At 67.5% G+C, this 23,439-nt stretch carries 24 protein-coding genes; 7 read left to right on the top strand and 17 right to left on the bottom strand.

Features of this window, described 5'->3' with window-relative positions; translation table 11 throughout:
* Nucleotides 1–19: 19 nt before the first annotated feature.
* From VARPA_RS18175 to VARPA_RS18160, 4 genes are all read right to left on the bottom strand, one after another.
* Nucleotides 20–466, bottom strand: coding sequence for a MaoC family dehydratase (locus VARPA_RS18175; RefSeq protein WP_013542053.1), 447 nt, complete (start codon nt 464–466; stop codon nt 20–22).
* Nucleotides 459–2,111 (bottom strand): AMP-binding protein, encoded by a 1,653-nt coding sequence (locus VARPA_RS18170; protein ID WP_013542052.1) that lies wholly within the window; start codon nt 2,109–2,111, stop codon nt 459–461. The genes VARPA_RS18175 and VARPA_RS18170 overlap by 8 nt, the downstream gene beginning before the upstream one ends.
* Nucleotides 2,108–2,848 (bottom strand): nitroreductase, encoded by a 741-nt coding sequence (locus VARPA_RS18165; RefSeq protein WP_013542051.1) that lies wholly within the window; start codon nt 2,846–2,848, stop codon nt 2,108–2,110. The genes VARPA_RS18170 and VARPA_RS18165 overlap by 4 nt, the downstream gene beginning before the upstream one ends.
* Before the next feature lie 221 nt (nt 2,849–3,069).
* Nucleotides 3,070–4,089, bottom strand: a complete 1,020-nt coding sequence (locus tag VARPA_RS18160) for an AraC family transcriptional regulator (protein WP_013542050.1) — start codon at nt 4,087–4,089, stop codon at nt 3,070–3,072.
* A gap of 320 nt (nt 4,090–4,409) precedes the next feature.
* On the opposite strand from VARPA_RS18160, the gene VARPA_RS18155 reads away from it, so the two are divergent.
* Together VARPA_RS18155 and arr are read left to right on the top strand one after the other, a co-directional pair.
* Complete coding sequence (locus VARPA_RS18155) at nt 4,410–5,015, top strand: hemerythrin domain-containing protein (RefSeq protein ID WP_013542048.1); 606 nt, start codon at nt 4,410–4,412, stop codon at nt 5,013–5,015.
* A 320-nt stretch (nt 5,016–5,335) separates the two neighbouring features.
* The gene (arr, locus tag VARPA_RS18150; protein ID WP_013542047.1) at nt 5,336–5,731 is read left to right on the top strand and encodes an NAD(+)--rifampin ADP-ribosyltransferase; all 396 of its coding nucleotides are present in this window, start codon (nt 5,336–5,338) and stop codon (nt 5,729–5,731) included.
* A 109-nt stretch (nt 5,732–5,840) separates the two neighbouring features.
* Here arr and VARPA_RS18145 read toward each other — a convergent pair whose 3' ends face one another.
* Nucleotides 5,841–6,281 carry a hypothetical protein gene (locus tag VARPA_RS18145; RefSeq protein ID WP_013542046.1) on the bottom strand — a complete coding sequence of 147 codons (441 nt, stop codon included), beginning with the start codon at nt 6,279–6,281 and terminating at the stop codon, nt 5,841–5,843.
* Between the two features lie 224 nt (nt 6,282–6,505).
* Between VARPA_RS18145 and VARPA_RS18140 the strand changes: the two genes are divergently transcribed.
* The 3 genes from VARPA_RS18140 (at nt 6,506) to VARPA_RS30260 (ending at nt 7,976) form a co-directional block, all read left to right on the top strand.
* Nucleotides 6,506–6,928, top strand: a complete 423-nt coding sequence (locus VARPA_RS18140) for a BLUF domain-containing protein (RefSeq protein ID WP_013542045.1) — start codon at nt 6,506–6,508, stop codon at nt 6,926–6,928.
* Nucleotides 6,929–7,136: 208 nt separating this feature from the next.
* Entirely contained in the window at nt 7,137–7,721 is a 585-nt protein-coding gene (locus tag VARPA_RS18135) for a DUF4142 domain-containing protein (protein WP_013542044.1), read from the top strand.
* 15 nt (nt 7,722–7,736) lie between these two features.
* The gene (locus VARPA_RS30260) at nt 7,737–7,976 is read left to right on the top strand and encodes a hypothetical protein (protein ID WP_013542043.1); all 240 of its coding nucleotides are present in this window, start codon (nt 7,737–7,739) and stop codon (nt 7,974–7,976) included.
* Between the two features lie 6 nt (nt 7,977–7,982).
* Here VARPA_RS30260 and VARPA_RS30255 read toward each other — a convergent pair whose 3' ends face one another.
* Nucleotides 7,983–8,354 (bottom strand): OmpH family outer membrane protein, encoded by a 372-nt coding sequence (locus VARPA_RS30255; RefSeq protein ID WP_049794433.1) that lies wholly within the window; start codon nt 8,352–8,354, stop codon nt 7,983–7,985.
* 334 nt (nt 8,355–8,688) lie between these two features.
* Between VARPA_RS30255 and VARPA_RS18125 the strand changes: the two genes are divergently transcribed.
* The gene (locus VARPA_RS18125; RefSeq protein WP_013542041.1) at nt 8,689–8,907 is read left to right on the top strand and encodes a hypothetical protein; all 219 of its coding nucleotides are present in this window, start codon (nt 8,689–8,691) and stop codon (nt 8,905–8,907) included.
* Here VARPA_RS18125 and VARPA_RS18120 read toward each other — a convergent pair whose 3' ends face one another.
* Together VARPA_RS18120 and VARPA_RS31135 are read right to left on the bottom strand one after the other, a co-directional pair.
* Nucleotides 8,908–10,707 (bottom strand): tannase/feruloyl esterase family alpha/beta hydrolase, encoded by a 1,800-nt coding sequence (locus tag VARPA_RS18120; RefSeq protein ID WP_013542040.1) that lies wholly within the window; start codon nt 10,705–10,707, stop codon nt 8,908–8,910. It abuts the gene before it with no gap.
* A 269-nt stretch (nt 10,708–10,976) separates the two neighbouring features.
* A complete protein-coding gene (locus tag VARPA_RS31135; RefSeq protein ID WP_013542039.1) occupies nt 10,977–11,192 on the bottom strand; it encodes a hypothetical protein in 216 nt (71 codons plus the stop codon).
* A gap of 302 nt (nt 11,193–11,494) precedes the next feature.
* Here VARPA_RS31135 and VARPA_RS18115 point away from each other — a divergent pair, with 302 nt between their 5' ends.
* Nucleotides 11,495–11,881: an HU family DNA-binding protein gene (locus VARPA_RS18115; RefSeq protein WP_167330549.1), complete on the top strand. Its 387-nt coding sequence runs from the start codon at nt 11,495–11,497 to the stop codon at nt 11,879–11,881.
* Nucleotides 11,882–12,094: 213 nt separating this feature from the next.
* Here the strand turns inward: VARPA_RS18115 and VARPA_RS31905 are convergent, their stop codons facing one another.
* The 9 genes from VARPA_RS31905 to VARPA_RS18070 form a co-directional block, all read right to left on the bottom strand.
* Nucleotides 12,095–13,603 carry an ABC transporter permease gene (locus VARPA_RS31905; protein WP_013542037.1) on the bottom strand — a complete coding sequence of 503 codons (1,509 nt, stop codon included), beginning with the start codon at nt 13,601–13,603 and terminating at the stop codon, nt 12,095–12,097.
* 116 nt (nt 13,604–13,719) lie between these two features.
* Entirely contained in the window at nt 13,720–14,550 is an 831-nt protein-coding gene (locus VARPA_RS18105) for a substrate-binding domain-containing protein (protein ID WP_013542036.1), read from the bottom strand.
* Nucleotides 14,551–14,588: 38 nt separating this feature from the next.
* The gene (locus tag VARPA_RS18100) at nt 14,589–16,517 is read right to left on the bottom strand and encodes a molybdopterin biosynthesis protein (protein WP_013542035.1); all 1,929 of its coding nucleotides are present in this window, start codon (nt 16,515–16,517) and stop codon (nt 14,589–14,591) included.
* A complete protein-coding gene (glp, locus tag VARPA_RS18095) occupies nt 16,514–17,767 on the bottom strand; it encodes a gephyrin-like molybdotransferase Glp (RefSeq protein WP_013542034.1) in 1,254 nt (417 codons plus the stop codon). The genes VARPA_RS18100 and glp overlap by 4 nt, the downstream gene beginning before the upstream one ends.
* Nucleotides 17,768–17,882: 115 nt before the next feature.
* On the bottom strand, nt 17,883–18,278 hold the full coding sequence (locus VARPA_RS18090) for a hypothetical protein (RefSeq protein WP_013542033.1): 396 nt from the start codon (nt 18,276–18,278) through the stop codon (nt 17,883–17,885).
* A complete protein-coding gene (locus VARPA_RS18085) occupies nt 18,275–19,555 on the bottom strand; it encodes a formate dehydrogenase subunit gamma (protein ID WP_013542032.1) in 1,281 nt (426 codons plus the stop codon). Before VARPA_RS18085 ends, VARPA_RS18090 begins: the two co-directional genes overlap by 4 nt.
* A 12-nt stretch (nt 19,556–19,567) precedes the next feature.
* Nucleotides 19,568–19,819 (bottom strand): hypothetical protein, encoded by a 252-nt coding sequence (locus tag VARPA_RS18080; protein ID WP_013542031.1) that lies wholly within the window; start codon nt 19,817–19,819, stop codon nt 19,568–19,570.
* Nucleotides 19,816–20,436 (bottom strand): formate dehydrogenase FDH3 subunit beta, encoded by a 621-nt coding sequence (gene fdh3B / locus VARPA_RS18075; protein ID WP_013542030.1) that lies wholly within the window; start codon nt 20,434–20,436, stop codon nt 19,816–19,818. Before fdh3B ends, VARPA_RS18080 begins: the two co-directional genes overlap by 4 nt.
* Nucleotides 20,437–20,445: 9 nt before the next feature.
* Nucleotides 20,446–23,433: a formate dehydrogenase subunit alpha gene (locus tag VARPA_RS18070; protein ID WP_013542029.1), complete on the bottom strand. Its 2,988-nt coding sequence runs from the start codon at nt 23,431–23,433 to the stop codon at nt 20,446–20,448.
* Nucleotides 23,434–23,439: the final 6 nt, after the last annotated feature.

The raw sequence follows: 23,439 nt of genomic DNA, 5'->3' as shown, positions 1-23,439 counted from the left end.
AGGCTGCGGGAAACCGCACTCACGAGGCGGGCGTGAAAAGCACCGTCCCCTGCGCAAGCACACTGGTCCGGTCATCCGCGCTCTTGATCGCACCCTGCAGTTCGAGGACGCAGCCGCCTTTCGAATGCGCGGCCATCGACGTCACGCGCCACTCGATGAGCACCGTCTCGCTCGCCCGCACGGGGCGCAGCAGGTCGACGGAGAAGTTCATCCCCAGCACCTTCCCCTTTTTGCCGAAGTGGCTGCCGGTCAGCCCCATCAAGAGGGAGGTGGTGTGGGTCGCGCTGGCGATCAATCCGCCGAAGCGCGTGCCCCGTGCAAACGCCGCGTCGTGGTGCAGGGGGTTCTCGTCTCCCGCGGCCAGCGCAAAGGCCCGCACCTGCGCTTCGTCGAAGGTGTGGTGGCGCGAGAAGCGGTAGCCGGGTTCGAGCGGCGCCAGGGCCGCGGCAGCTTCGAACTCAGCCATGGCTCGCGAGCCGGGTGATGGCGTCCTGGCTGCCGGCCTGCTCGCGCAAGCGGAACTTCTGGATCTTTCCCGTGGCCGTCTTCGGCAACGGGGTGAAGATCACCCGGCGCGGACACTTGAAGTGCGCCAGCCGCTCCCGGCAGAACGAAATGATCTCCTGCTCGGTGGGCGCGGCGACACCGGTCTTGAGTTCGATGAACACGCAGGGCACCTCGCCCCATTTCTCGTCGGGTTGGGCCACCACGGCCGCATGCAGCACCGCCGGGTGTCCATGGACGACGTCCTCGATCTCGACCGAGGAGATGTTCTCGCCGCCCGAGATGATCACGTCCTTCGAACGGTCGGTGATCTGCGCATACCCGTTGGCATGCAAAACCGCGACGTCGCCGGTGCGGAACCAGCCGTCGGCGAGCGCCTTGCGCGTTGCGGCCTCGTTCTTGAAGTAACCCATCATCACGGTGTTGCCGCGCAGCATGAGCTCGCCCGCCGATTTGCCGTCGGGCACGACGGGCTCGAGGGTGTCTGCATCGCCGACCATGAGGCCCTCGAACATGGCGGCGCGCACGCCCTGGCGCACCCGCAGCGCGCCCTGCTCGGCGGGCGCAAGATCGTCCCAGCCGTCCTGCCACGCGCAACTCACCGGCGTGCCCGAAACCTCCGTGATGCCGAAGACGTGCTCCACGTCGAAGCCCATCGCCAGCACCGCATTCAGCACGGCGAGCGGCGGCGGCGAGCCGGCAGTCAGCACGCGTACGGGGCGCGGCAGCCGGGTGTCTTTGGCCGCGTCCGCGAGCATCGCCATCACGACGGGCGCTGCGCAGAGGTGATCGATCTCGTGCCGGTCGATGGCCTCCAGCACCGCCTCGGCGGACACCCGGCGCAGGCAGACATGGGTGCCCGCGGACGCGGTCACGGCCCAGGTGAAGCACCAGCCGTTCGCGTGGAACATGGGCAGGGTCCACAGATACTTCGGCGCCCGGGGCATCGCCCAGTTCGTGATCTGCAGCAGGCTCATGAGGTAGGTGCCGCGGTGGCTGGCGACTACGCCCTTGGGGTCTCCGGTGGTGCCGGAGGTGTAGTTAAGGGCGATGGGTTGCCACTCGTCGCCGGGCCACCGGCCGGCAAATTCCGGGTCTCCGTTCGCCAGCAAGGATTCGTAGTCCGTCTCGCCGATGGGTTCGCCCGGTGGTGCGAGGTGATCGTTGATGTCGATGACCGCAGGTGCGTGGTCCAGAAGCTTCAGGGCCGCGGCCACCGTGGCGGCGAATTCGCGGTCGACCAGCAGCAACTTGCACTCGCCGTGGCGCAGGATGAACGCGATGCCTTCGGCATCCAGCCGATGGTTGATCGCGTTGAGCACCGCGCCCGCCAGCGGAATGCCGAAGTGGGCCTCCAGCATGGCGGGCGTGTTGGGCGCGAGCACCGACACGGTGTCACCCGCCTCGATGCCGCGCATCATCAGCGCCGACGCCAGGCGATGGCAGCGCTCCCGCGTCTCGGCCCAGGTTCGCGAGAGATCGCCGTGCACCACCGCCACGCGGTTCGGATGTGCCAGGGCGGCGCGGTCGAGAAAGCCCAGCGGCGTGAGCGGCACATGATTCGCCGCGCAGCGTTCGAGGCCCCGTGCATAGGATGGCGCGCTCATGCGGTGGTCTCCTTGGTGGTGTCGTGAAATGTGGTGAAGGCGGACACGGGCTCGCGCTCGGTGACGAGCGAGTTCTCGACCGACGACGGGTCGGCGTAGCCCAGGCTCATGCCGCAGACCAGCATCTGGCCGGCGGGAATGCCCAGCAGGTCCGCGATCTGGCGATGGAATTTCAGGAAGGCGGCTTGCGGGCAGGTGTGCAGGTTCCGGCCGCGCGCGGCCACCATCACGCTCTGCAGGAACATGCCGTAGTCCAGCAGGCTGCCTTCCTGAAGCGTGCGGTCCACCGTGAAGAACAGGCCGACGGGCGCATCGAAGAAGCGGTAGTTGCGCCCGTGCTGCAGGTGCATGCGCTGCTTGTCGCCCTTGGCGATGCCGAGCAATCCGTAGAGGTCCCAGCCGACCTTGCGGCGCCGCTCCAGGTACGGCGAAAACCATTCGCGCGGGTAGTAGTCGTAGGGTTCGAGCAGCTCGCCCGACCGGCCGGGATCGTCGTTGAGCACCGCAATCGCAGCCGACAGGCGGGCCTTTGCAGGCCCCGTGAGCACATGCACATGCCAGGGCTGCATGTTCATGCCGGAGGCGCTGTAGCGTGCGGTCGCGAGGATCGCCTCGACCTCGTCCCTAGGCACCGGCTGGGGCAGGAACGCCCTGACGCTGCGTCGGGTGGCAATGGCCCAGTCGACCGCTCCCCGCAGCGCCTCTGCATCCAGCGGCGACGCCATCGTTCGGTTCATTCCGGTTTCCTTGCTATGTCGACGCCGGGCGAATCGCCCCGTCGCGGTCACGGCCGAGGTGCTGCATGTTGTCTCCTGTCGTTCTGTCGTTTTGGCTATCGCGGGATGCGATTCGAAAGGAGGTTAGTTCTGCATGCGCTCCGCTTCCATGCCCGCGCGTCTCGATCTGGATGGGGCATTCGGACATGCCGGCATCCCCGGCAAACGCCGGACGGTTCGGCTTATTCCCGCGCGGGCGTGGACGAGCGATAGGCGCCGGGGCTCACGCCCGTCCATTTCTTGAAGGCGCGATGGAAGGCGCTGGTTTCCTGGAACCCGGTGCGGGCAGCGACTTCGGCCACCGTCAGTGACGCGCTCGACAGGAGGTCGATGGCGATGTCCCGCCGCAAGTCGTCTTTCACGCGCTGGTAGCTCACGCCTTCCTGCTGCAGGCGGCGTTGAAGCGTGGTGCCGGAGACGCAGAGTTCCTGTGCGAGCTTTTCCAGTTCCGGCCATGCATCAGGCACCTGGCTGCGCAACCTGTTGCGCACCTGCGCGCTGGTGCTCGCGTCGTTGCGGTACTTGACCAGCAGGTTGGCCGGCGCCGCCCTCAGGAAGTTGTCGACCGTTGCCGGCGACTCCGCAATCCTCAGGTCCAGCAGGTCGCTTGCGAAGCTGATGTGCGTGGTCTCGCCGTTGAATTTCAGGTTCTCGCAGAAGCGCGTGCGGTAGTGGCTGTCATCGCCGGGAGGCGGGCACCGGAACTGCATTTCGCGCAGGGGAATGCGCCTGTGCACGAGCCAGCATGCCAAGCCGTGGACCAGGATGAACCAGGTGCCGTAGCCGAACAGCCGGCGCAGCACGCCGCCGTCATGCAGGATCACGCGCGCCTCATCACCGTCGCAGACCAGCTCGCCGCGAAAGTCGTCCAAGGTCGAATGAAGGAACCTCAGGATCCGGCGCAGCGCATGCGCCAGGTTGTCGGCGTTGACCGCCGCGCGCGTCATGAGCGCGTAGCTGCCCCGACGGAGCCCGTGGCTGTCCAGGCCGAAGAACTCATCGTCCATCAGGTCGGCCATTGCCACCCACATGCGCGAGTACGCAGCCGCCGAGATGCGCGCACGCGGCGCGTTCAACAGCTCGCGATCGATCTTGGCGCTTTCGAGGACGCTGCTGATGTCCATGTTCCGGAGCACCGCGGCGTAGATCGCCTCGTGCACCAGCTCGATGGATACGGTGCCTTTCAAGCCTGCGGACTTCATACGCGCTCGCTTAAAAATCAATGATGGGGGCGAGCGCTTTATAAGCGCATTTCAGCCGCGACCCGCGGGAGCCCTCGGCCGGACGTCGCCGCATGTTTCGAAGGGTAGTCCGCACTGCTATGCGGACACGGTACTTTCCTACGCACGGGGCCGGCCGCCGGCTCCACGTTCGACTTTCCCGATTCATTCATACATTCATCCAGCGGAGCCCACGATGCCCACCACCAAACGCACAGAGCCCGATGCCGACCTCCGCGGCGTCGGTGTGAAGGAAGAGTTTGCGGAAGCGCTCGGCGCCGCCCCCTGACAGAGGAGGTCTCATGACGAAACTCGTGTCACGCCTTTTCCCGAGCGCAACGAACATGATCCGGCTGGATCACACGCACGTGCTCTCCACCTTCCACCAGTACAAGGCCAGCGCGCCCGTGCGCGTGAAGAAGGGGCTGGTGAATACCATGTGCACCGCCCTGGAAGTGCACGCGCAGCTCGAGGAGGAAATCTTCTACCCGGCAGTGCGCGCAGTCACGCAGAACGAGCTCATCGCCAAGTCGCTCGACGAGCACCAGGAAATGCGGCGACTGATCGGCCTGCTGCGGCAGATGGAGCCGGAGGCCCGCGACTACGACGACACCGTGGCCGAGCTGATGCGCGATGTGATGCACCATGTCGCGGACGAGGAAACGCTGGTGATTCCCGAGGCCGAGCGCCTCCTGGCCGACGAACTGGGCGAGTTGGGCATGCGAATGACCAAACGCCGCCTGCAACTCGTCGGGCCGCGCAGCGGTGAGATCGCGCTCGACATGGGACGGGCCGCCTCGGGCAATACCGCGGCGATTGCCATGGTGGGTCTCGCTGCGGTCGGGCTGTTGGTTGCGCGGCGTACCGGCTATCTCGGTTCGGCGCGCAGGCTTGGCAAGAGCCTTTGAGTGCGGTGTGAAGAAGCGGGCGGCGCTGCTTGCGTCCATCGCCGCTGCTTTCGGTGTTTGTCGGCAGTGGCTGCACATCCGTCTGGGTTTGCGAGACCTGAACCGGACTGCTGACATCGCGAGATGCAAAGAAAAAAACCCGAAGAAGGCGCCACCTCCGCACCGGGCCGATTCACCTTCCTGCTCTGCAGGCGATCAGGGCTTCTCACCCGTGCCCTCGCTTCCTCGAAGTTGAGCGCCGCGGTCCTGCGGACCTTCTTGCGTGTAAACGCCCCTAGTAAACTCCGCGGCCTTTTCTTACCGCAGAGGAGCGACGGGCGATGACTGTCCTGGACACGGGTCCTTACTTCCACGGCACGCGAGCGGAACTTCAGGTGGGCGACCTGCTCACCGCAGGCTTCCGCTCCAACTACGACGGCCGAGTCGTGATGAACCACATCTACTTCACCGCCTGGCCAAAGGGCGCTGGGCTGGCCGCCGAAATGGCGAAGGGCGACGGCCGTGGCCGCGTCTACATCGTCGAACCCACAGGTGCCTTCGAGGACGACCCCAACGTCACCGACAAGAAGTTTCCGGGCAATCCCACACGCTCGTACCGCAGTCGGGAGCCGCTTCGGATCGTCGGCGAACTGGAGACCTGGGAGCCCTTCGACGCGGAGTACATCCGGCAACTCAAAGAGCGCGTGCGCACAGGCATGGGAGAGATCATCAATTGAATCCGGCCTGCCGCCGCGCTGGACAACGAAGTGCGCCGCTGTCGTTCAGGGGGCAGGTACCGGCTTTGCCGTGCGCCTGCCATGTCATGCCGGCGCATCGCGCCAATGGTCAGGAGCAGGACAGCTTCAACGCTTCGATGCGGCCGCCGAAGCCGAGCTTGCGGACCAGGCCGCCCTCGCGGCTGTTGGGTTCGAAGCGCACCGTGCGGTCCTTGAACATGGCGTGTTCGTACACCTCCAGCGTCGCTCGCGGGCCGATGCTCACGCTGTCGATGTCGCGCTTGAGCTGGCGCGCGGTGCCCTTGTCCATGCTCTGGACCTGGGCCGGGCCGACGAGGGTGGCCACGTCGCCCTGGAAGTCGCGCTTCGAATAGAACTGTGCCCAGCAGCCCGAGGCCAGCCGCGGGTCCTCGACGCGCAGCGGAACGAGCAGGATGGTGGGATCGGGCTGGTTGTCGACGCCCGAGTTCGCGGTGGAAGTGGGTGCGTTGCTGGCGCAGGCACCGAGCGCAACGGCGCCGGCGATCAGAAGGTAACGGTGAAGATTCATGGGTCGTGGCCGCATCGGCCGGTGGCGGTTTCGAAGCGGCATAAGCTACCGCGCCGACGGTTGCGCTGCGTAGGAGCAGGGCGCAAGCGGCGGTCGTTCGCGCTCCCGATGAGGTGAACGCCGGGGCTCGAGGCAAACGGCCGATGGGGCAGCGCCGTACTCCCGAGCGCATTTGCATCTGGCGGCTCCCTGCAAAACGGGTCGCCCGGCGCTAGCATTCGCCGATGCTCAAGCGGCTTATTTACGGCAGCAGAGCCGTCGATGCGAATTCGACGAACCTGCGGGCCATCCTCACTGCCTCGCGCATTGGCAACGCCACGGCCGGCATCACGGGTGCGCTGTGCCTTCTCGATGGCGTCTACATGCAATACCTCGAGGGCGACGAATGCGCCGTGGAAGCGCTCTACGCGAGGATCGAGGTCGATGCACGGCATCGCGCGCCGGTGGTGCTCGACCGAACCTTCATCGCGGTGCGTGAATTTCCGGAGTGGTCGATGGCGCTTCTGGCGTGGGACGAGCGCATCAAGGCCATCATGGGCTTGCATGGCCTGCGACCGCCGGGCTCCACGCCGCGTGACATCGCGCCGGACCATGCCGCCGTGTTCTTTCGCGCGCTCGCCGCCACGCCGAACTGGGTGTCCCTCTGAGAACGCAAGCCCCGCAAGTAAGGCGAAAGGCGGCCTCCGCAACCGGGCCGGTGCGTGTCGGTGAACCGGCGAGCCTGAGCGGGAAGCGCTTGCCCGCACCGCCAACGCTGTATGCGCGCTGCGGTTCGCGCATGCGGACGCGCCGCGGTCCTACATGCGCGCGGCCGGACGAACGCAAAGTACCTGCGCAACATCCGAAGGAGGCGTCATGAAGACATTCGAGAGGCTGGGGCGCATCCTGGCGGTTTCACTCGCGCTGGCGGGCGTTGCCGCGGGCTGCACATCGCAGCAACCCGGCACCACCACGCGCGGTGGATCGGCCGCCGCGGCGGCGGTAGGAACGGGCATCGGCGTGCGCAGCATGCAGCCCGCACAGTTCGCGGCGACCGCCGGCGGCAACGGCATGTACGAGGTGCAGGTGTCGCGGCTTGCGATGAACCGCGCCAACAGCGGCCCGGTGCAGGACTACGCCCGGATGCTGGTGGACCACCACACGCGCGCAAACAATGAACTGATCGCCTTGCTGCGAGCCAAGGGCATCAGGCCCCCCGACATGATTCCGCGTGACAAGCGCGTGAAGCTCGACCGGCTGTCGTCGGTCCCCGCGAGGCAATTCGACCGCATTTACATCCAGACCGTGGGCATCGAGGACCACGAGGCCGACATCGTGGTGTTCGAGCGGGCCAGCCGCGAAGTCGCCGACCCGGAACTGCGCGCCTTCGCACAGAAGACGCTGCCGGTGCTGCGCTCGCACCTCGATGCGGCGCGCTCGCTCGCGGCCACCACACGTTGACACCGGGGCTTCGCCATGAACCGGAAAAACACATCGCCGGGTGCGACCGATCAACCGGCGGGCGGCCCCGGCGCGGGGCGTGCCCCGACCGAGCCCGCAGCACCCATGGCGCCCGGCGACGAGGCGCCACCCGGCGCACCGGGCACCGGCGAGGACACCTGCCCGCGCTGCCATGGCACCGGCCGTGACGGCCCGCGCGAATGCCCGGAGTGCGAAGGCCGCGGCACGGTCACGGTCAACATCGGCGGCGCCTGAAACCCATCAGCGGTGCGCGTGCTGGCGCATCAACACCAGCACGCGCTGCGTGAGGTCGTGCGGCGGCTGGACGAACACGGCGTCGTGCACCACGAAGTCGAAGCCTTCCGCCTCCGCAATCTCTTGCACCGCCTGCCGGGCCGCGTCCGCGAGCTTGCGCAACTCATCGATCTGGCGTTGCTCCATGTCGGCTTGCAGTCTGCGGCGGGCGATGGACGCCATGGCGGGAGTCAGCGTGGAGGGCGCCGACCGGACCGACCGGGCTTCTTCTGCCTGCAGCGCCGACTCCGCGTCCTGGCGCTGCCGCGCGAGCCGTGCCTGGGACGCCTCTGCGAGATCGGAATGCCACATCACGTACTCGAGGTCGACATAGCCCATGCGCAGCTCCTCTGCATGAGAGAACGCACCGGCCGCCGCCGCCAAGCCGCAGAGAACTGCAGCTCGCAGCTGCCTCCGAACGAAGCGCGATCGCGCGAATGCGCGATGTGCAAAGCCATGGAGAAATGCCATGGCGGTGTGTTGTGACAGAGCGCGAGATTCCGCGCGTCGGACGGATTCCCGTCGGGCCGGCAGAACACAGGATCACCCGGCTTGCTATGCAGCCATTGGTGCGGGGCATCGGAATCTTGCGTCGCACTTCAGCGGTCCGCTCCTACAGCACCGCCAGTCCGCGAGCGCCGATCCTTCGAGCGAAATCGAAGGAGCAACGTACATGACCGACTATGTGAAGCCACCTCAGAACCGGCCCGTCCTGGTTGCCGACCCGGACGCGCGGCGCGATGTCGTCGACGAGGAGGGCACGGCCGAAGAAACGGCAAGGCGTGAACTTGCCCGTCGAGACGAGGCGCAGGAAAGGCGGATTGCGGGCGACGACAAAGAGTCGGGGCACTCGTCGAACTCAAGATGCGCGCGAGGCGCTTCTGGCGCTTGATTATTTGCAAGCGAAGCTGGAGGCCAGCTCGACGTCGCCGCTCACATAGGTCGTCACCTTGGGATAGGGGCACAGCGGCCGGCTCCGGGTCGCCGACCAAGCGGCGGGCAATTCCGTGTTGATCACGTTGGCGCCCGCCCCGCGCGCGGCGGCAGCGACCGAGTCGGGCGCCTTGCCCTTTTCGACCCACGCCACCAGCGGCGTCAGCATGTCGAACTGGTCCGTGGCAGCGCCTCCGGCGCAGTGGTTCATGCCCGGCACCGGGAAGAAGCGCGCGAAGCCGGAGGCATCGCCGCCGTTCGCCGTGCGCAGGGCGTCGTACCAGCGCGTGGTGTCGTCCGACGAGAACACCGCATCGCTGGTGCCGTGGTAGACCATGAGCTTGCTGCCGCGATCGCGCAGCGTGGCGAGGATGGCCGGGTTCGGCGGCGTCATGAACGACATGGCCGACTCGGTGTAGAGCGCGGTGGTCGCGAAGATGCCCGGTGCGTCGGCGTCCATGCTGAAGCCCAGCGCGAAGTCGATGCCCGGCGGGCGGCTCGTGCCCAGCGGCGGCGCACTGAACACGAAGCCGACCGCGGCGGTGTCCAGGCTCTGCGAATTGGAGAACTTCCATTGCCGCCAGTCGGCGCGGTTGATGCCCGCGTCGTAGGGGAAGCTGCTGTAGAGCGCGGTGCCCGCGGTGTTGCGCGCACCGGTGAACACGTTGTCCAGCACGGTCTTCTGCGTGGCCGTGAGGCAGGAGCCGGTGCGGGCGCCGCCGCACGTGGGCACATCGGTGGCCAGCGTGAAGGCCGCCTTGCAGGCCTGCACGTTCGCGACGAGGCCGTCGGTGGCGCCATCGAGCGCATCGCACTTCGACAGCACCGCGCTGGCGACCGTGTCCATCTCGGCTTGCGTGAAGGCGGTCTGCAGATCCGGTTTGCCGGCAGGCGTGTTGGCCGTGGTGACCTGCACGTATTGCTGCACGCCGTAGAGCTGCGCGACCGCCGCCTTCGGCAGATTGAAGCCCGGGTCGCCGGCCAGGATGCCGTCGTATTCGTTGGCAGAACGTGCGGCGGCAACCATCGCGTGGCGCCCGCCGTTGGAGCAACCGCCGAAATAGGAGCGGTCCGCCCCGCGGCCGTAGGCCTTGGCGACAAGGTTCTTGGCCATCGGCGTCAGTTGCGCCACGGCGTTGTAGCCGTAGTCCAGACGAGCCTGGGGATCGATGCCGAAGGATGGAATCTGCGAGCCGGAGTGCCCCGCGTCGGAACTGATCACCGCAAAGCCCATGTGCAGCGCAGTGGTGGTGGGCGCGCCGCCGCCAACGCCGCCCGTTGCCGGAACCACGCTGCCGTCGAGCCCGCCGTTGGCCTGATAGAAGAAACGTCCGTTCCAGTCGACCGGCAGGCGCATTTCGAAGCCGATGGCGTAGACCCGGCCATCGACGCTGCTGGTGCGTTCGTTCATCTTTCCCTGAACCAGACAATGCGCCGGCGTCGGTGTGCTCACGCCGGCGACCGTGAGTGCGCCTGCGGCCACCGAGGTCACGCTGGTGTAGACCGTGCCGCTGAACGCCGCCTGGCTTGCAAGGTCGGTGCACGACTTCAGCGTGCCGGGACGAGCCTCCGAGGACGTCGCGGGTGGCGTCACGACCGGCGGCGTGACCGCGGGCGGCGTCGAGGTATTCGGTGCGACAGGAAAGATTGGAAGAAATCCGGAGCTTCCCCCGCCGCCTCCGCCGCACCCTCCGAGCAAAACGGCCGTACCCATCACGGCCCATGCCGTGCGCCATGACGATGACACGATGCGATCCATGCTTGTCTCCTGGGACGGCTATTTGCCGGTTTTACGGTTATTGAAGATAACCAATATAGTTTTCAAACATAATCAAAAAAACGAGGAAAAACCCGAATGCCGCGCGGGTTTGTGTTCGCGGAGGTGTTCGCTAAAGGGCGCGCGTCAGGGGAGGGCCGGCTTCAGTCGACCAGCCGTGGACCCATGAAAAAAGCCCTCGCGAGGAGGGCTGCGGAAGATGGTCGTGAACTCTTACGCGGCCCACGCTCCGGCAAATTCGTTTGCAGAAGTCAACGTTGTTTTTCTCCTCGTGGCGACTTTGACGCGCCGGCGCTCGGGCGTCCTGGTGACAAGGGCTTGTTCTCCTGGTATCTCTCCCAGAGATAAAGACCCGGCAGGGCCAGCAGGTGCGCAAAGGCCGCGATGAGTCCTGCCGCGAACAGCGCGACAGCGAACAGCGGCATTGCCGCAATCTCCAGAATCGTCCGGATCAATTTCATGTTCATGGTTTCGGGTCCCGGGTGTCCTGTAAGACGTGGTTGCAGTGCATGCGGGCGCAGCCACCGATGGACGTCATCATCGCTTCGCCAGCGCTCGGCGCCCAAATTCAATGTTCACGGTCGCGCGACCTTCCGGTGGCCGTCCGACGCGGCGACGCTCTCGCAGTGCCCAAGCACTTTCCACATCGGTGGAGGCTGCCGCTACCCGCCAAACGCGATGCCTGCTGCCCGTACGTGTCCTACGCTGCGTGCTGCGGCTACACTCCCGCCCGCCTGCCGCGGACATCCGCCTGCGGTGTGCACAGGCCATGAGCCTGATCTCTCGTCATAGGAAAAAATCAACAGTGAACCGCATCGAACTCGTCGAAAAAATCGCCACCACCCACACCGTCAGCAAGGCAGAAGCCGCGCGGATTCTCGAGACCGTCACCAGCGCGATCGTCGCCGCAGTGAAAAAGGGCGATCCCGTGCAGATCGTCGGCTTCGGCACCTTCAAGCAGGTCGCGCGTGCGGCTCGCACCGGCTTCAATCCGCAGGCCGGCACCGCGATCAAGATCGCAGCACAGAAGGTGCCCAAGTTCGTGCCAGGCGCTGCGTTCAAGGCAGCAGTGGACCCGAAGGCGGCCAAGCGCAAGGCTGACAAGGCCGCGGCTGCCAAGCCTGCTCCCAAGAAGGCTGCTGCAAAGAAGAAGTAAGCATCGCGCAGCAATGCGCAAGCGAGCGGGCGGCCCTTCGGGGCCGCTTTGCTTTGGGGGTTCTTTCGCGGGCACCTTGAAGCGAAGACCGCAGCTCGCGTCGAGTGCGCGCGCGGCATGGAATCTGTGCCCTATGACTGCACTTCCCGCCGATGGGCTTCATGCGCGACCCCGGCACCGTCCACACGCGGGCCGGAATCTCCGACCCGCAACCTACGGCCGCAGGTGCCAGCCCAGTTCCCCCTGGAGAAACTGCTCGGCTTCGGCAGGCAAATCCTCTGCGTCGAAGAAGTGCGCAACCGGACGTTCAACGACGATCCGCCCCGCGTGCAGACAGGCCACGCGCGTGGCCAGGCGCTTGGCCTGCCCGAGGTTGTGGGTGCTCATCACGATGGTCACTCCGCTGTTGGCGACCTCTTGGATGAGGGCCTCGATCTCGTTCTTGGCGCCGGGGTCCAAGCTGGCGGTCGGCTCGTCAAGGAACAGGATGTCCGGCTGCAGCGCCCAGGCGCGGGCAAGGCCCAGCCGCTGCTGCTGTCCGCCCGAGAGCGAGCGGGCGGACCGCGCCGCAAGTTCGACCAGGCCCACGCGCGCGAGCGCCTCGCGGCAGCGCACCCCGCGCTCGGCCGTCGGCACGCCGGACAGCCAGAGGCCGACCCGCACATTGCGCTCCACCGAAAGGCTCAGAAGAAAAGGGCGCTGGAACAGCATGGCCGCGCGCGGTAGGCTGCCTTCGGGTTGCAGCGGCAGGCGTTCGCAGCGGCCTTCGCAGGGCAGGAGGCCGTGCAGCAGCCGCAGCAGCGTGGTCTTGCCCGAGCCGTTGGCGCCCACGAGAACGAGCCGGTCGCCGCGGCGCAGGGTCAGCGTTGCGTTGTCCAGCGCGACGAGTGCACCGAAGCGCACCGTGGCGTTCTCGGCCAGGATCAACGGCGTCCCCGCGGCGGGCTCGGCCGCCTCGATGCCCACCGGCGTGCGAAGGCCGGGCTTCGCCGCCGCGGCATGCGGCTTCGCCTGCGCGGCATTCAGCGGGCGGGTCGCCAGCCACTGGAGCAGCCCGATCGCACCGTTGATTGCGCCGACCACGGCCAGCAGCACGAGGCCCAGCGCCAGCGCCAGCGCCAGGTCGCCCTTGCTGGTCTCCAGCGCTATGGTGGTGGTCATCACGCGCGTGACGCCGGCGATGTTGCCGCCCACGATCATCACGGCCCCGACCTCGGCAATGGCCCGCGCGAAGGCCGTGAGCAATACGGTGGCCACGCCCATCCGGTCGTGCACCAGCATCAGCAGCGAAGTGGTGAGCGGCCCGGCGCCCAGCGAGCGCAGTTGGTCGCCGCCATCGGCCAGCGCCGCCATCACGAGCCGGCGCGACAGGGCGGCGATGAGCGGCGTGACGAGCACGCTTTGCGCCACCACCATCGCCGTCGGCGTAAAGAGGATTCCCAGTTCGCCCAGCGGCCCCGAGCGAGAGAGCAGCAGGTACACCAATAGGCCCACCACCACGGCGGGCAGCGCGAGCAGCGTGTTCACCAGCCACACGGCCAGCACATGCCCCGGGAATCGCGCGACCGCCAGCCAGGCGCCCAGCAGCAAGCCGAAAAGCGCACCGATCGCGCAAGCCGTCGCGCTCACCTGCAGCGAGAGCGCCGTGATGTGCACGAGTTCAGGATCGGCGTGGCGAATGAGTTGCCAGGCCAGCGCCCAGCCTTCGGTCATGGTGTTCATCGACGGACGGCTAGTGCTGCAAGCGCGAGGCCATGGTCACGCGGCGAGCGATGGGAGGCCGGAGCCGTAGCCGGCCGGCACGGCGCCCGGAATCACCCGGGCCAGACCGCCGTCGTTCACAGGTTCGCGTTCGGGAAGAAGAGCTGCTCGCCGCCGATCTTGTACGAGGCGATCGCGGCTTGCCCGTCGCGTGACACCACCCAGTCGGAGAAAGCCTGCGCCAGTTCCTTCTTGACGTGCGGATGCTTGGCCGGGTTCACGACGATCACGCCGTACTGGTTGAACAGTTGCTTGTCGCCCTCGACCACGATGCCCAGGTCGCCGCGGTTCTTGAAGTTGAGCCAAGTACCGCGGTCGGACAGCACATAGGCGTTGGTGGACGCGGCGATGTTGAGCGCCTGGCCCATGCCGCAGCCGCACTCCTTGTAGCCGGCGGGCTTGGCGGCCGCGAGGTCGATGCCGGCCAGCTTCCATTGGCGCAGCTCGGCCGAATGGGTGCCGCTCTTGTCGCCGCGCGAGACGAAGCCGCTGCCCGCGGCACCCAGCCGCTTGAGTGCCGCCGCGATGTCGTTGCCGCGCACGCCGGCCGGATCGGCTTTCGGCCCGATCAGGACGAAGTCGTTGTACATGACCGCGCGGCGCGGAAGCCCGAAGCCTTCGGCGACGAACTTCTCTTCGGCCGGCTGGTCGTGCACGAACAGCGCATCGGCATCGCCGCGGCGCCCCATGTCCAGCGCCTGGCCTGTGCCCACGGCCACCACGCGCACCTCGATGCCCGAGGCCTGCGTGAACAGCGGCAGCAGGTGCTTGAAGAGCCCGGATTGCTCCGTCGAGGTGGTGGATGCCAGAACGATGAACTTGTCCTGCGCCTGGGCGAGCGGGGAGAAAAGCGCACCGGCGAGAACACCGGCGAGGGCGAGGAGGGTGGAGCGTCTGCGGGAGGTCATCGGGGGGTGGTCCTCAAGAGTTGGAAATGCATCGGGTGTCAGGAAGCGGCGGCTGCGTCGTCAATGCGAAAGCCCAAGCCACGCAGCGCCTCGCGCGCCGTGGCCGATTGCAGCAACGCAACGAACGCCTGCACAGGCGCGCGGTCGCGCCGCGCCTTGGGCGCCACGAAGTCGTAGCGCTCTTCCTGCACCGGAATGAAGCCGAGGCCGTATTGCCGCGCGACCGTGTCGATGGCCAGGCCCCAGTCGGCGCGCTCTTGCGCCACGGCCACCGCCACCGCGTTGTGCGACTTGGTCTGCACGCCGTAGCCGGGCGGCTTGGTGCTGCCGAGCAGGCGGTCGATGAGGATGCGCGTGCCGCTGCCGGCATTGCGGTTGACCATGGTGCAGCCGGGCTGCGTGGTCGCGGCCGCGATGGCCGCGGCGGCGACGAGTCCCTCGAAGCGCGCATCGCCCGGGCGGTAGACGATGCCCTGCATGCGGCCGTACCCTGGAATCAGATCGAGCCCCGGCGTGAGCAGCGGCAGGTTGTAGACGCCCGTCGCCGGGTCCATCAGGTGGATGCCCGCCACGTCGCATTCGCCCCGCCGCGCGGCCATCAGCCCGCCGGTGCTTCCCACGTTCATGGCCTTGATGCGGATGCCCTGGCGCATCAGTTCGCCGGTCAGCCAATCGAGGCCGACGCAATGGCTGCCGATGAAGATCAGGTCGGCCGGGTCCAGTCCCTGGCCCAGCAGCTGCACCTGCACCGGCGCGCCGGCATCGACGATCTCGGTGTGCTGGCCGATGGTGATGAAGCCATCCGCGCTGCTGAACGTGGTGACAGAGCCCGAGCCCTTGCCCATCGGATAGGCGGCCACGCCTTGCTCGGTGGGCACCAGGCCCACCAACAGATATTCGGTGCGGCCGCGCTCGGAGTTCACGCGCATGGGCAGCGTGGCCGCGATGTGCTCGCGCCGCTCGGGCGGTTGGCCTGCGAAGGCGTGGATCACGGGCGCGAGGAACTCGTGGAAGGTGAAGACCGCCGAGGTCGGAAAGCCCGGCAGGATCACGACCGGCTTGCCGCCCGTGACCGCCAGGCACACCGGCTTGCCGGGCTTGAGCGCCACGCCGTGCGCCACGATGCCCGGGTCGCCGAGCGCGGCCACCACGCGGTACGAGAGGTCGCCTTCGCCCTTGGACGTGCCGCCCGAGAAGACCACGGCATCGCATTCCAAACCTCGCGCGAGCGCGGCCGACAGCAGGGCCTCGTCGTCCGGAATCACGCCCAGCCGCACCGGCAGGCCGCCCAGTTCCTCGACAGCGGCGCCGATGATGGCGGCGTTGGAGTCGTACACCGCGCCGGTGGGCAGCGGCGCACCGGGCGCGACGATTTCGTTGCCGGTGGAGAAGATGGCCACGCGCGGTTTGCGGTACACGCCGACCTCGGCCAGGCCGAGGGCCGCGAGCACGCCGATCTCCCGCGAGCTCAGCGGCTGGCCGGCGCGCAGCACGGTTTCGCCGCGTGCGATGTCGGTGCCGGCGTAGCTGACGTTCTCGCCCTCGACGGCCGCGCGGCGGATCTGCACCTGGCCGTCCTCGGCATCGGTGTGCTCCACCATCACCACCGCATCGGCGCCGCGCGGCAGCATGCCGCCGGTGGCGATCGCGGTCACCTGGCCGTGCGCCACTTCGCGCCGGGGCACGATGCCGGGCGCGAGCGTCTCGCCGACGAGGGCCAGCGAGCGCGCCTGCTCTTCCATCGCGCCCCAGGTGTCGGCGGCCTGCACTGCGAAGCCATCGACGTTGGAGCGGTCGAAGCCGGGCACGTCGATGGGCGCGGCCACGTCCTCGGCGAGCACGCGGCCCAGCGCCGCGTGCAGCGGCACGGTCTCGCGGCCCAGCGGCGCGAGGTTCAGGTGTTCGCGAAAACGGCGCTCGGCCTCGTCGCGCGTCACGACATCGAGAAATTGAGTTTGGGCTTTCACGGGCACTCGTAGAGGTAGACAGTGACTTCGGTTCCCGCCCCGAAGCCTTCGCTTTCGGCGGGGGCCACCACGAAGCCGTCGGCCCGCGTGGTCGAACTCAGCACGGACGCACCCGAGAGCGCGAGCGGCTCCACGCCTTCGGGGCCGATCTTCACGCGCACGTAGTCGACGCGTCCGACTTGCGAGACGATCTTGCGCGCGACGGTCGCACGCGTGCGGGGATAGGGCCAGTCGGCGGGCCGGCCGCCGAGCAGGCGGATCGCGCGGCCCGCGAAGAAGTCGTAGGCGCAGAGGCAGGAGACCGGATTGCCCGGCAACAGGAAGACCAGCGTGTCGCCGATGCGGCCCATGCCGGCCGGGCTGGAAGGCCGCATCGCGATGCCGTGGATGGCCAGCTCGCCCCGTTCGGCCAAGAGGCGCGGCGCATGGTCCTCGGCGCCCACGCTGGAGCCGCCGGAGACGAGCACCACGTCGGCGCCGGGCGCCGCGAGCGCCTCCGCGATGACCTCGGGGTCGTCGCCCAGGCGCTGATGAGATTCGAGCAGCCCGCCGTCGCGCGCGACCAGGCCGCGCAAGGTCACGGAGTTGGCGTCGTAGATCTCGAAGGGTCCCTTGGGCGTGCCGGGCGCCCGCACTTCGTTGCCGGTGACGAGCAGCCGCACGCGCGGCTGGCGCAACACCTGCAGTTGCGCGAGGCCGAGCGAAGCCGCCAGTCCCGCATCCTGCGGGCGAAGCCGGCGGCCTGCGGCGAGGGCCGTGCTGCCGCGCGCAATGTCTTCGCCGATGTGGCCCACATGCTGGCCCGGAGCGACGGCGCGCGTGATGGCAAGCCGGCCGTCCTGCTCGCTTGCGTATTCGGCGGGCACCACCGCGTCCAATCCCGATGGCACCGGCGCCCCGGTCATGATGCGAATGGCGGCGCCCGCGGGCACTTCGCCTTCGAAGGGCCGGCCCGGCCAGGCATGGCCCACGACCGGGAATTCCAGCGGGTTGTATTCGCCGGCACCGGTGGTCTCGCCGCCGCGCAGCGCATAGCCGTCCATGGCCGCGCGATCGAACTCGGGCACCGCGATGGGCGCGATCACCTCATGAAGGAGCACCCGTCCCGTGGCCTCGTCGACCGCCACGGATTCGCCGGGCAGCAGCGCCGCATGGGCATCGATCCACGCGAGGGCGGCGGGAACCTCGGCGCGCTGGCTGAAGCCGCGCATACGCACATCGGTCGAGACAGTTCGTTCGGGTGTGGGCATCGGGCCAGTATAGAAAGTTGGAGGTCGCCGGCCTCGACGCGCATCGCGCCCGGCCCATCGCCTGCCAGCCACCCGCCCGAGGTGACTGGGGCAGCCAACGGCACCTGCCGCCGGCTTACTTCTTCGGTGCGGGATTCGTCTGTGCCGAGGTCTGGTTCGTGCTGGGCGGTGCCGCCGCCGTGGGAGCCGGCGAATGCGCGCCCGATGCCTCGATGGGCTTGGTCTCGGTCGGCGCCGCGGCGTAAGGGCCCGGGTCCACGCAAGGCGGCGTCGCCATTGCCGCGGGCGCCGGCTTGCCTGCGGCCTGGGCGCTGGCGCGGTACTTGGCCGCGACCTGGTCCTGCGCCTTGCAGAGCAGGTAGGCGTCGGTCTTGGTGTTCCACGCGGTCCGGGCCGCGGTGTCGGCGGCCTTGGCCTGCGCTTCGGGCGAGGGTGCCGGCAGCTTGGCGAAGGCGGACGTTGCAGCCAGCGGGAGCGCCAGTGCACAGAGAAGGATCAGCGTGTGCTTCATGCGGAGGTTCCTTGCGCGGTCGCCGGCCGTGCGGGCTCGGGTGGTGCCTCGGGCGGCGACGAGCGCTGTGCCGGGATCTTGCCCGCCTCGATGTCGTCGTACCAGAGCCGGTGATGCTCGCGGGCCCAGGTTTCGTCGACGTAGCCTTCGCGCATCGCCTTGTAGGCGCCCGTCATGCCGAGCGTGCCGATGTAGATGTGGCCCATGATCATCGCCATCATGAAGAGCGTGGCCACGGCATGCACCATGTGCGCGACCTGCATCTCGCCGCGCGTGTAGACGAAGCCGGGCAGGAGCTTGTCCAGGAACAGCCCCGAGGCGATGACGATGCTGCCGAGAAACAGCACGCCGCCCCAGAACACCAGCTTCTCGCCGGCATTGAAGCGGTGCGACGCCGGCTCCTTGCCGCCGAAGAGGCCGCCGCCGTGCCGCAGCCAGGTGAAGTCTTCCTTGCCCGGCCAGTTGCTGCGGATGAAGGTGAAGATCATGAACAGCGTGGTCACCACGAACAGCGGCCCGACGAAGTTGTGCACGGTCTTGAGCACGTAGGCCAGGTAGCCGAAGAGCGCGCTGCCCAGCACCGGCAGCAGGAAGAACTTGCCGAAGGCCATCACGATGCCCGAGAGCGCGAGCGTGACGAAGGCGATGGCGTTCGACCAGTGCGTGGCGCGCTCGAAGGGCGTGAAGCGCTCGATCTTGCGGCCGGTCTCGGTGCCGTGCAGGCGGATCGGTCCGCGCGTGAAATAGAAGATCGCCAGCGCCAGCAAGGTGACAAAGAGCAACGCCGCACCGTACGGAATGATCCAGTTGTTGCGCACCTGGCGCCACGCCTCGCCGGCATTGGTGAAGCGCGAGCCCGGGTACTGCACGAAGCCCTGGATCAGGTTGCCGGCCTCGGGCGCCTCGCTCAAGGGCAGGCTGCTGTAGCCGGTGACGCCGCCGCTCACCTGGCGCCACATCGGCGCGTTGTTGCCGGGCTGGACCTTGTTGCGCTCGCCGTTGGTCTGGTTGAGGTAGTGCGGGTCGGCGCTGGCCTCGAGCTTCACGTCGAAGATGTTCTGGCTGCGGATGCCGCCCGCGGCTTGCGGAGCCGGTGCGGCTGTCGTGGCAGCAGGCGCAGCCGCGGGGGAGGAAGAAGAGGGGGCTGGCGCTGCGGCGTCTACGCCGCCCGTTGCCGGGTTGCCGGCCTGGGCCAACGCGCCCGCCGCGCAGCCCAGCAGCGCGGTTGCCAACAGCGCATTGAAGGCTTGCCTGGTGCGAAGGGTGACGACGCTCATGCGGCCTCCGGCTCAGTTTTCTCGGGTGTATTCGTTCTGGCCGTTGGAGCGGAGCTTGATCTGCTGCTCCCACGCCGTCTTGTCGCCCACTTTCCAGCCGGGCGCGGTGAAGACGGTGCCGGTGTTGGCCTGCGTGCCGGTGCCGCTCCAGGGCACCGCATCGTGCTTGACGCCCTCCGCGTTCGTCTGCGGCTTCTCGGTGCAGGCCGCAAGCAGCAAGGCGCCCGACGCGAGCGCCAACAGGGTCAGGGCCGCGCGTCTCACTTCTTGTCTCCGGTGGGCGGCGTGCCTGCCTGCTGCGAACCGTAGGCCGTGCCCCAGCCCCAGACTTCCGCGCCGGTGCCGCGATGCACGACGCGGGTGCGGAAGATGTCGGCCACCACGTCGCCGTCGCCGGCCAACAGTGCCTTGGTCGAGCACATCTCGGCGCAAGCCGGCAGCTTGCCTTCGGCCAGGCGGTTGCGGCCGTACTTCTCGAATTCGGCTTCGGAGCCGTTGGCCTCGGGGCCGCCGGCGCAGAAGGTGCACTTGTCCATCTTGCCGCGCGCGCCGAAGGTGCCCTGCGACGGGAACTGCGGTGCGCCGAACGGGCAGGCGTACGAGCAGTAGCCGCAGCCGATGCACACGTCCTTGTCGTGCAGCACCACGCCTTCGTCGGTGCGATAGAAGCACTGCACCGGGCACACCGCCATGCAGGGCGCGTCGGAGCAATGCATGCAGGCCACCGAGATCGACTTCTCGCCCGGCAGGCCGTCGTTGAGCGTGACCACGCGGCGCCGGTTCACGCCCCATGGCACCTCGTTCTCGTTCTTGCAGGCCGTGACACAGCCGTTGCACTCGATGCAGCGTTCGGAATCGCAGACGAACTTCATTCTTGCCATGGGATTTCCTTATGCCTTCTCGATGTTGCAGACCGTGGTCTTGGTCTCTTGCATCATGGTGACGCTGTCGTAGCCGTAGGTGGTGCCGGTGTTGATCGCCTCGCCGCGCACGATGGGCGCCGCGCCCTTCGGGTAGTAGGCGAGCATGTCCGCCCCCTGCCAGTGGCCCGAGAAGTGGAAGGGCATGAACACGGTGTCGGGTCCGACGCGCTCGGTGACCAGGGCCTGCACGTTGAGCTTGGCGCCGGTGGGCGTGTGTACCCAGGCGCGCTCGCCGTTGCGGATGTTCTTCTCGGCCGCCACCTTCGGATTGATCTCGACGAACATCTCCTGCTGCAGCTCGGCGAGCCAGGGATTGGAGCGCGTTTCTTCGCCCCCGCCCTCGTACTCCACGAGGCGGCCCGAGGTCATGATGTACGGGAATTTCTCGGCGATCTTGTCGGCGATGTTCTTCTGCTGGACGCTCTTGTAGAGCGTGGGCATGCGCCAGAAGGCCATCTTGTCGTCGTGCGTCGGATACTTCACGGCCAGGTCGGGCCGCGTGCCGTAGAGCGGTTCGCGGTGCTGCGGAATGCCATCCGGAAAATTCCACACCACGGCCCGCGCCTTGGCATTGCCGAACGGGTGGCAGCCATGGTTCTTCATGAACACGCGGATCATGCCGCCCGAGCTGTCGGTCTTCCAGTTCTTGCCTTCGGCCTTGGGCTTCTCGGCATCGGTCAGTTCGTCCCACCAGCCGAGCTTCTTGAGCAGCAGGTGGTCGAGCTCGGGGTAGCCGGTGGTGATGTCGGCGCCCAGCGAATGCGAGCCGTCCTCGGCCAGCAGGTTCTTGCCGCTGCGCTCGACACCGAAGTTCGCGCGGAAGTTGCCGCCGCCGTCCATCACGTGCTTGGAGGGGTCGTAGAGATTCGGCGAGCCCGGGTGCTTGAGCTCGGGTGTGCCGTAGCAGGGCCAGGGCAACCCGAAGTAATCGCCCGTCATGTCGTAGCCGTTGACCTTGTCCTTCACCGAGCCCTTGGCCTTGAGCGTGCGCACGTCGAAGGCGGCCATGTTGCGCATGTGCGCCTGCAGCCGCTCCGGGCTCTGGCCGGTGTAGCCGACGGCCCAGCACGACTTGTTGATCTCGCGCAGGATGTCGTCGGGCACGGGCTCGTCCATGCCCTTGACCTTCTGCATCTTGTAGTTCTTGCTGAGCTCCTTGCCGAAGCCCAGGCGGTCGGCGAACTGCTGCATGATCATGTGGTCGCTGCGGCTCTCCCACAGCGGCTCGATGACCTTCTCGCGCCATTGGATCGACCGGTTCGAGGCCGTCACCGACCCGCTGGTCTCGAACTGCGTGCAGGCCGGCAGCAGGTAGACCGCGCGATTCGCGTTCATGTCCTCGGGGCGCCCCGGCATGGCGGCCATGGCGGCGGTGGCCGAAGGGTAGGGGTCGACCACGACCAGCAGATCCAGCTTGTCCATGGCCCGCTTCATCTCGAGACCGCGCGTCTGCGAGTTGGGCGCGTGGCCCCAGTAGAAGACGCCGCGCAGGTTCGAGTCCTGGTCGATCAGCTCGTTCTTCTCGAGCACGCCGTCGATCCAGCGCGAAACCGTGATGCCGGGCTTGCTCATCATCGCGGGCGATGCGAAGCGGCCCTTGATCCATTCGAAGTCCACGCCCCAGGTGGCGGCGAAGTGCTTCCAAGAACCTTCGACGAGGCCGTAGTAGCCGGGCAGCGAATCGGGGTTGGGGCCGACGTCGGTCGCGCCTTGCACGTTGTCGTGGCCGCGGAAGATGTTGGTGCCGCCGCCCGACTTGCCGACGTTGCCGAGCGCCAGTTGCAGGATGCAGGAAGCCCGCACGATCGCGTTGCCGATGGTGTGCTGCGTCTGGCCCATGCACCAGACCACGGTGCCCGGCCGGTTCTCGTTGAGCATCGTGGCGACCTTCAGCACCTGGGCCTCGCTGACGCCGCAGGCCTCTTCGACCTTGTCGGGCGTCCACTTGCTCATCACGTCCGCGCGCACTTCGTCCATGCCGTAGACACGGTCGTTGATGTAGCGCTTGTCTTCCCAGCCGTTCTTGAAGATGTGGTGCAGGATGCCGAACAGAAACGCGATGTCCGAGCCCGAGCGGATGCGCACGTACTCGTGGGCCTTGGCCGCCGTGCGGGTGAAGCGCGGGTCGACCACGATCATCTTGCAGCCGTTTTCCTTCGCATGCAGCATGTGCAGCATGCTCACCGGGTGCGCTTCGGCGGCGTTGGAGCCGATGTACATCGCGACCTTCGCATTGCGCATGTCGTTGTACGAATTGGTCATGGCGCCGTAGCCCCATGTGTTCGCCACGCCCGCGACCGTGGTCGAGTGGCAGATGCGCGCCTGGTGGTCGCAGTTGTTACTGCCGAAGAAGCTCACGAACTTGCGCAGCAGGTACGACTGCTCATTGCTGTGCTTGCTCGAGCCGATCCAGTAGATCGCATCGGGACCGCTGGCCTTGGTGAGCTCCTTGAGCTTGGCGGTGATTTCGTCGAGCGCAGTGTCCCAGCTGATTCGCTCGTACTTGCCGTTCACGAGCTTCATCGGATAGCGAAGGCGGTATTCGCCATGGCCGTGTTCGCGCAGCGCGGCGCCCTTGGCGCAGTGGGCGCCGAGGTTGATGGGGGAGTCGAACACCGGCTCTTGCCGCACCCACACACCGTTCTCGACCACCGCATCGGAGGCGCAGCCCACCGAGCAGTGCGAACACACGGTGCGCTTCACCTCGATCTTGCCGGCGCCGATGGCGACGGGTCTGCCGTCGGCCGCGCGAGCCTTCTGGATCAGGGTGAGCTGGCTGGCGGCGAGGCCTACACCGACACCGAGACCGGAGCGCCGCAGGAAGGCACGCCGGTCCATCGTCGGCAGTGCATTCGCAAGGCCGCGCCGCAGGCTGTGGACGAAGGGTGAAGTGGCGGTGGACGGGTCGGAGTCGCGTTGACTCGCGCTGCCCGGGGATTTTCTTGTCAGAAGCACGGGGAC

The sequence above is a fragment of the Variovorax paradoxus EPS genome (genome assembly GCF_000184745.1).
Taxonomy (GTDB): Bacteria; Pseudomonadota; Gammaproteobacteria; order Burkholderiales; family Burkholderiaceae_C; genus Variovorax; species Variovorax paradoxus_C.
This window is presented reverse-complemented; position numbering and strand designations above follow the sequence as displayed.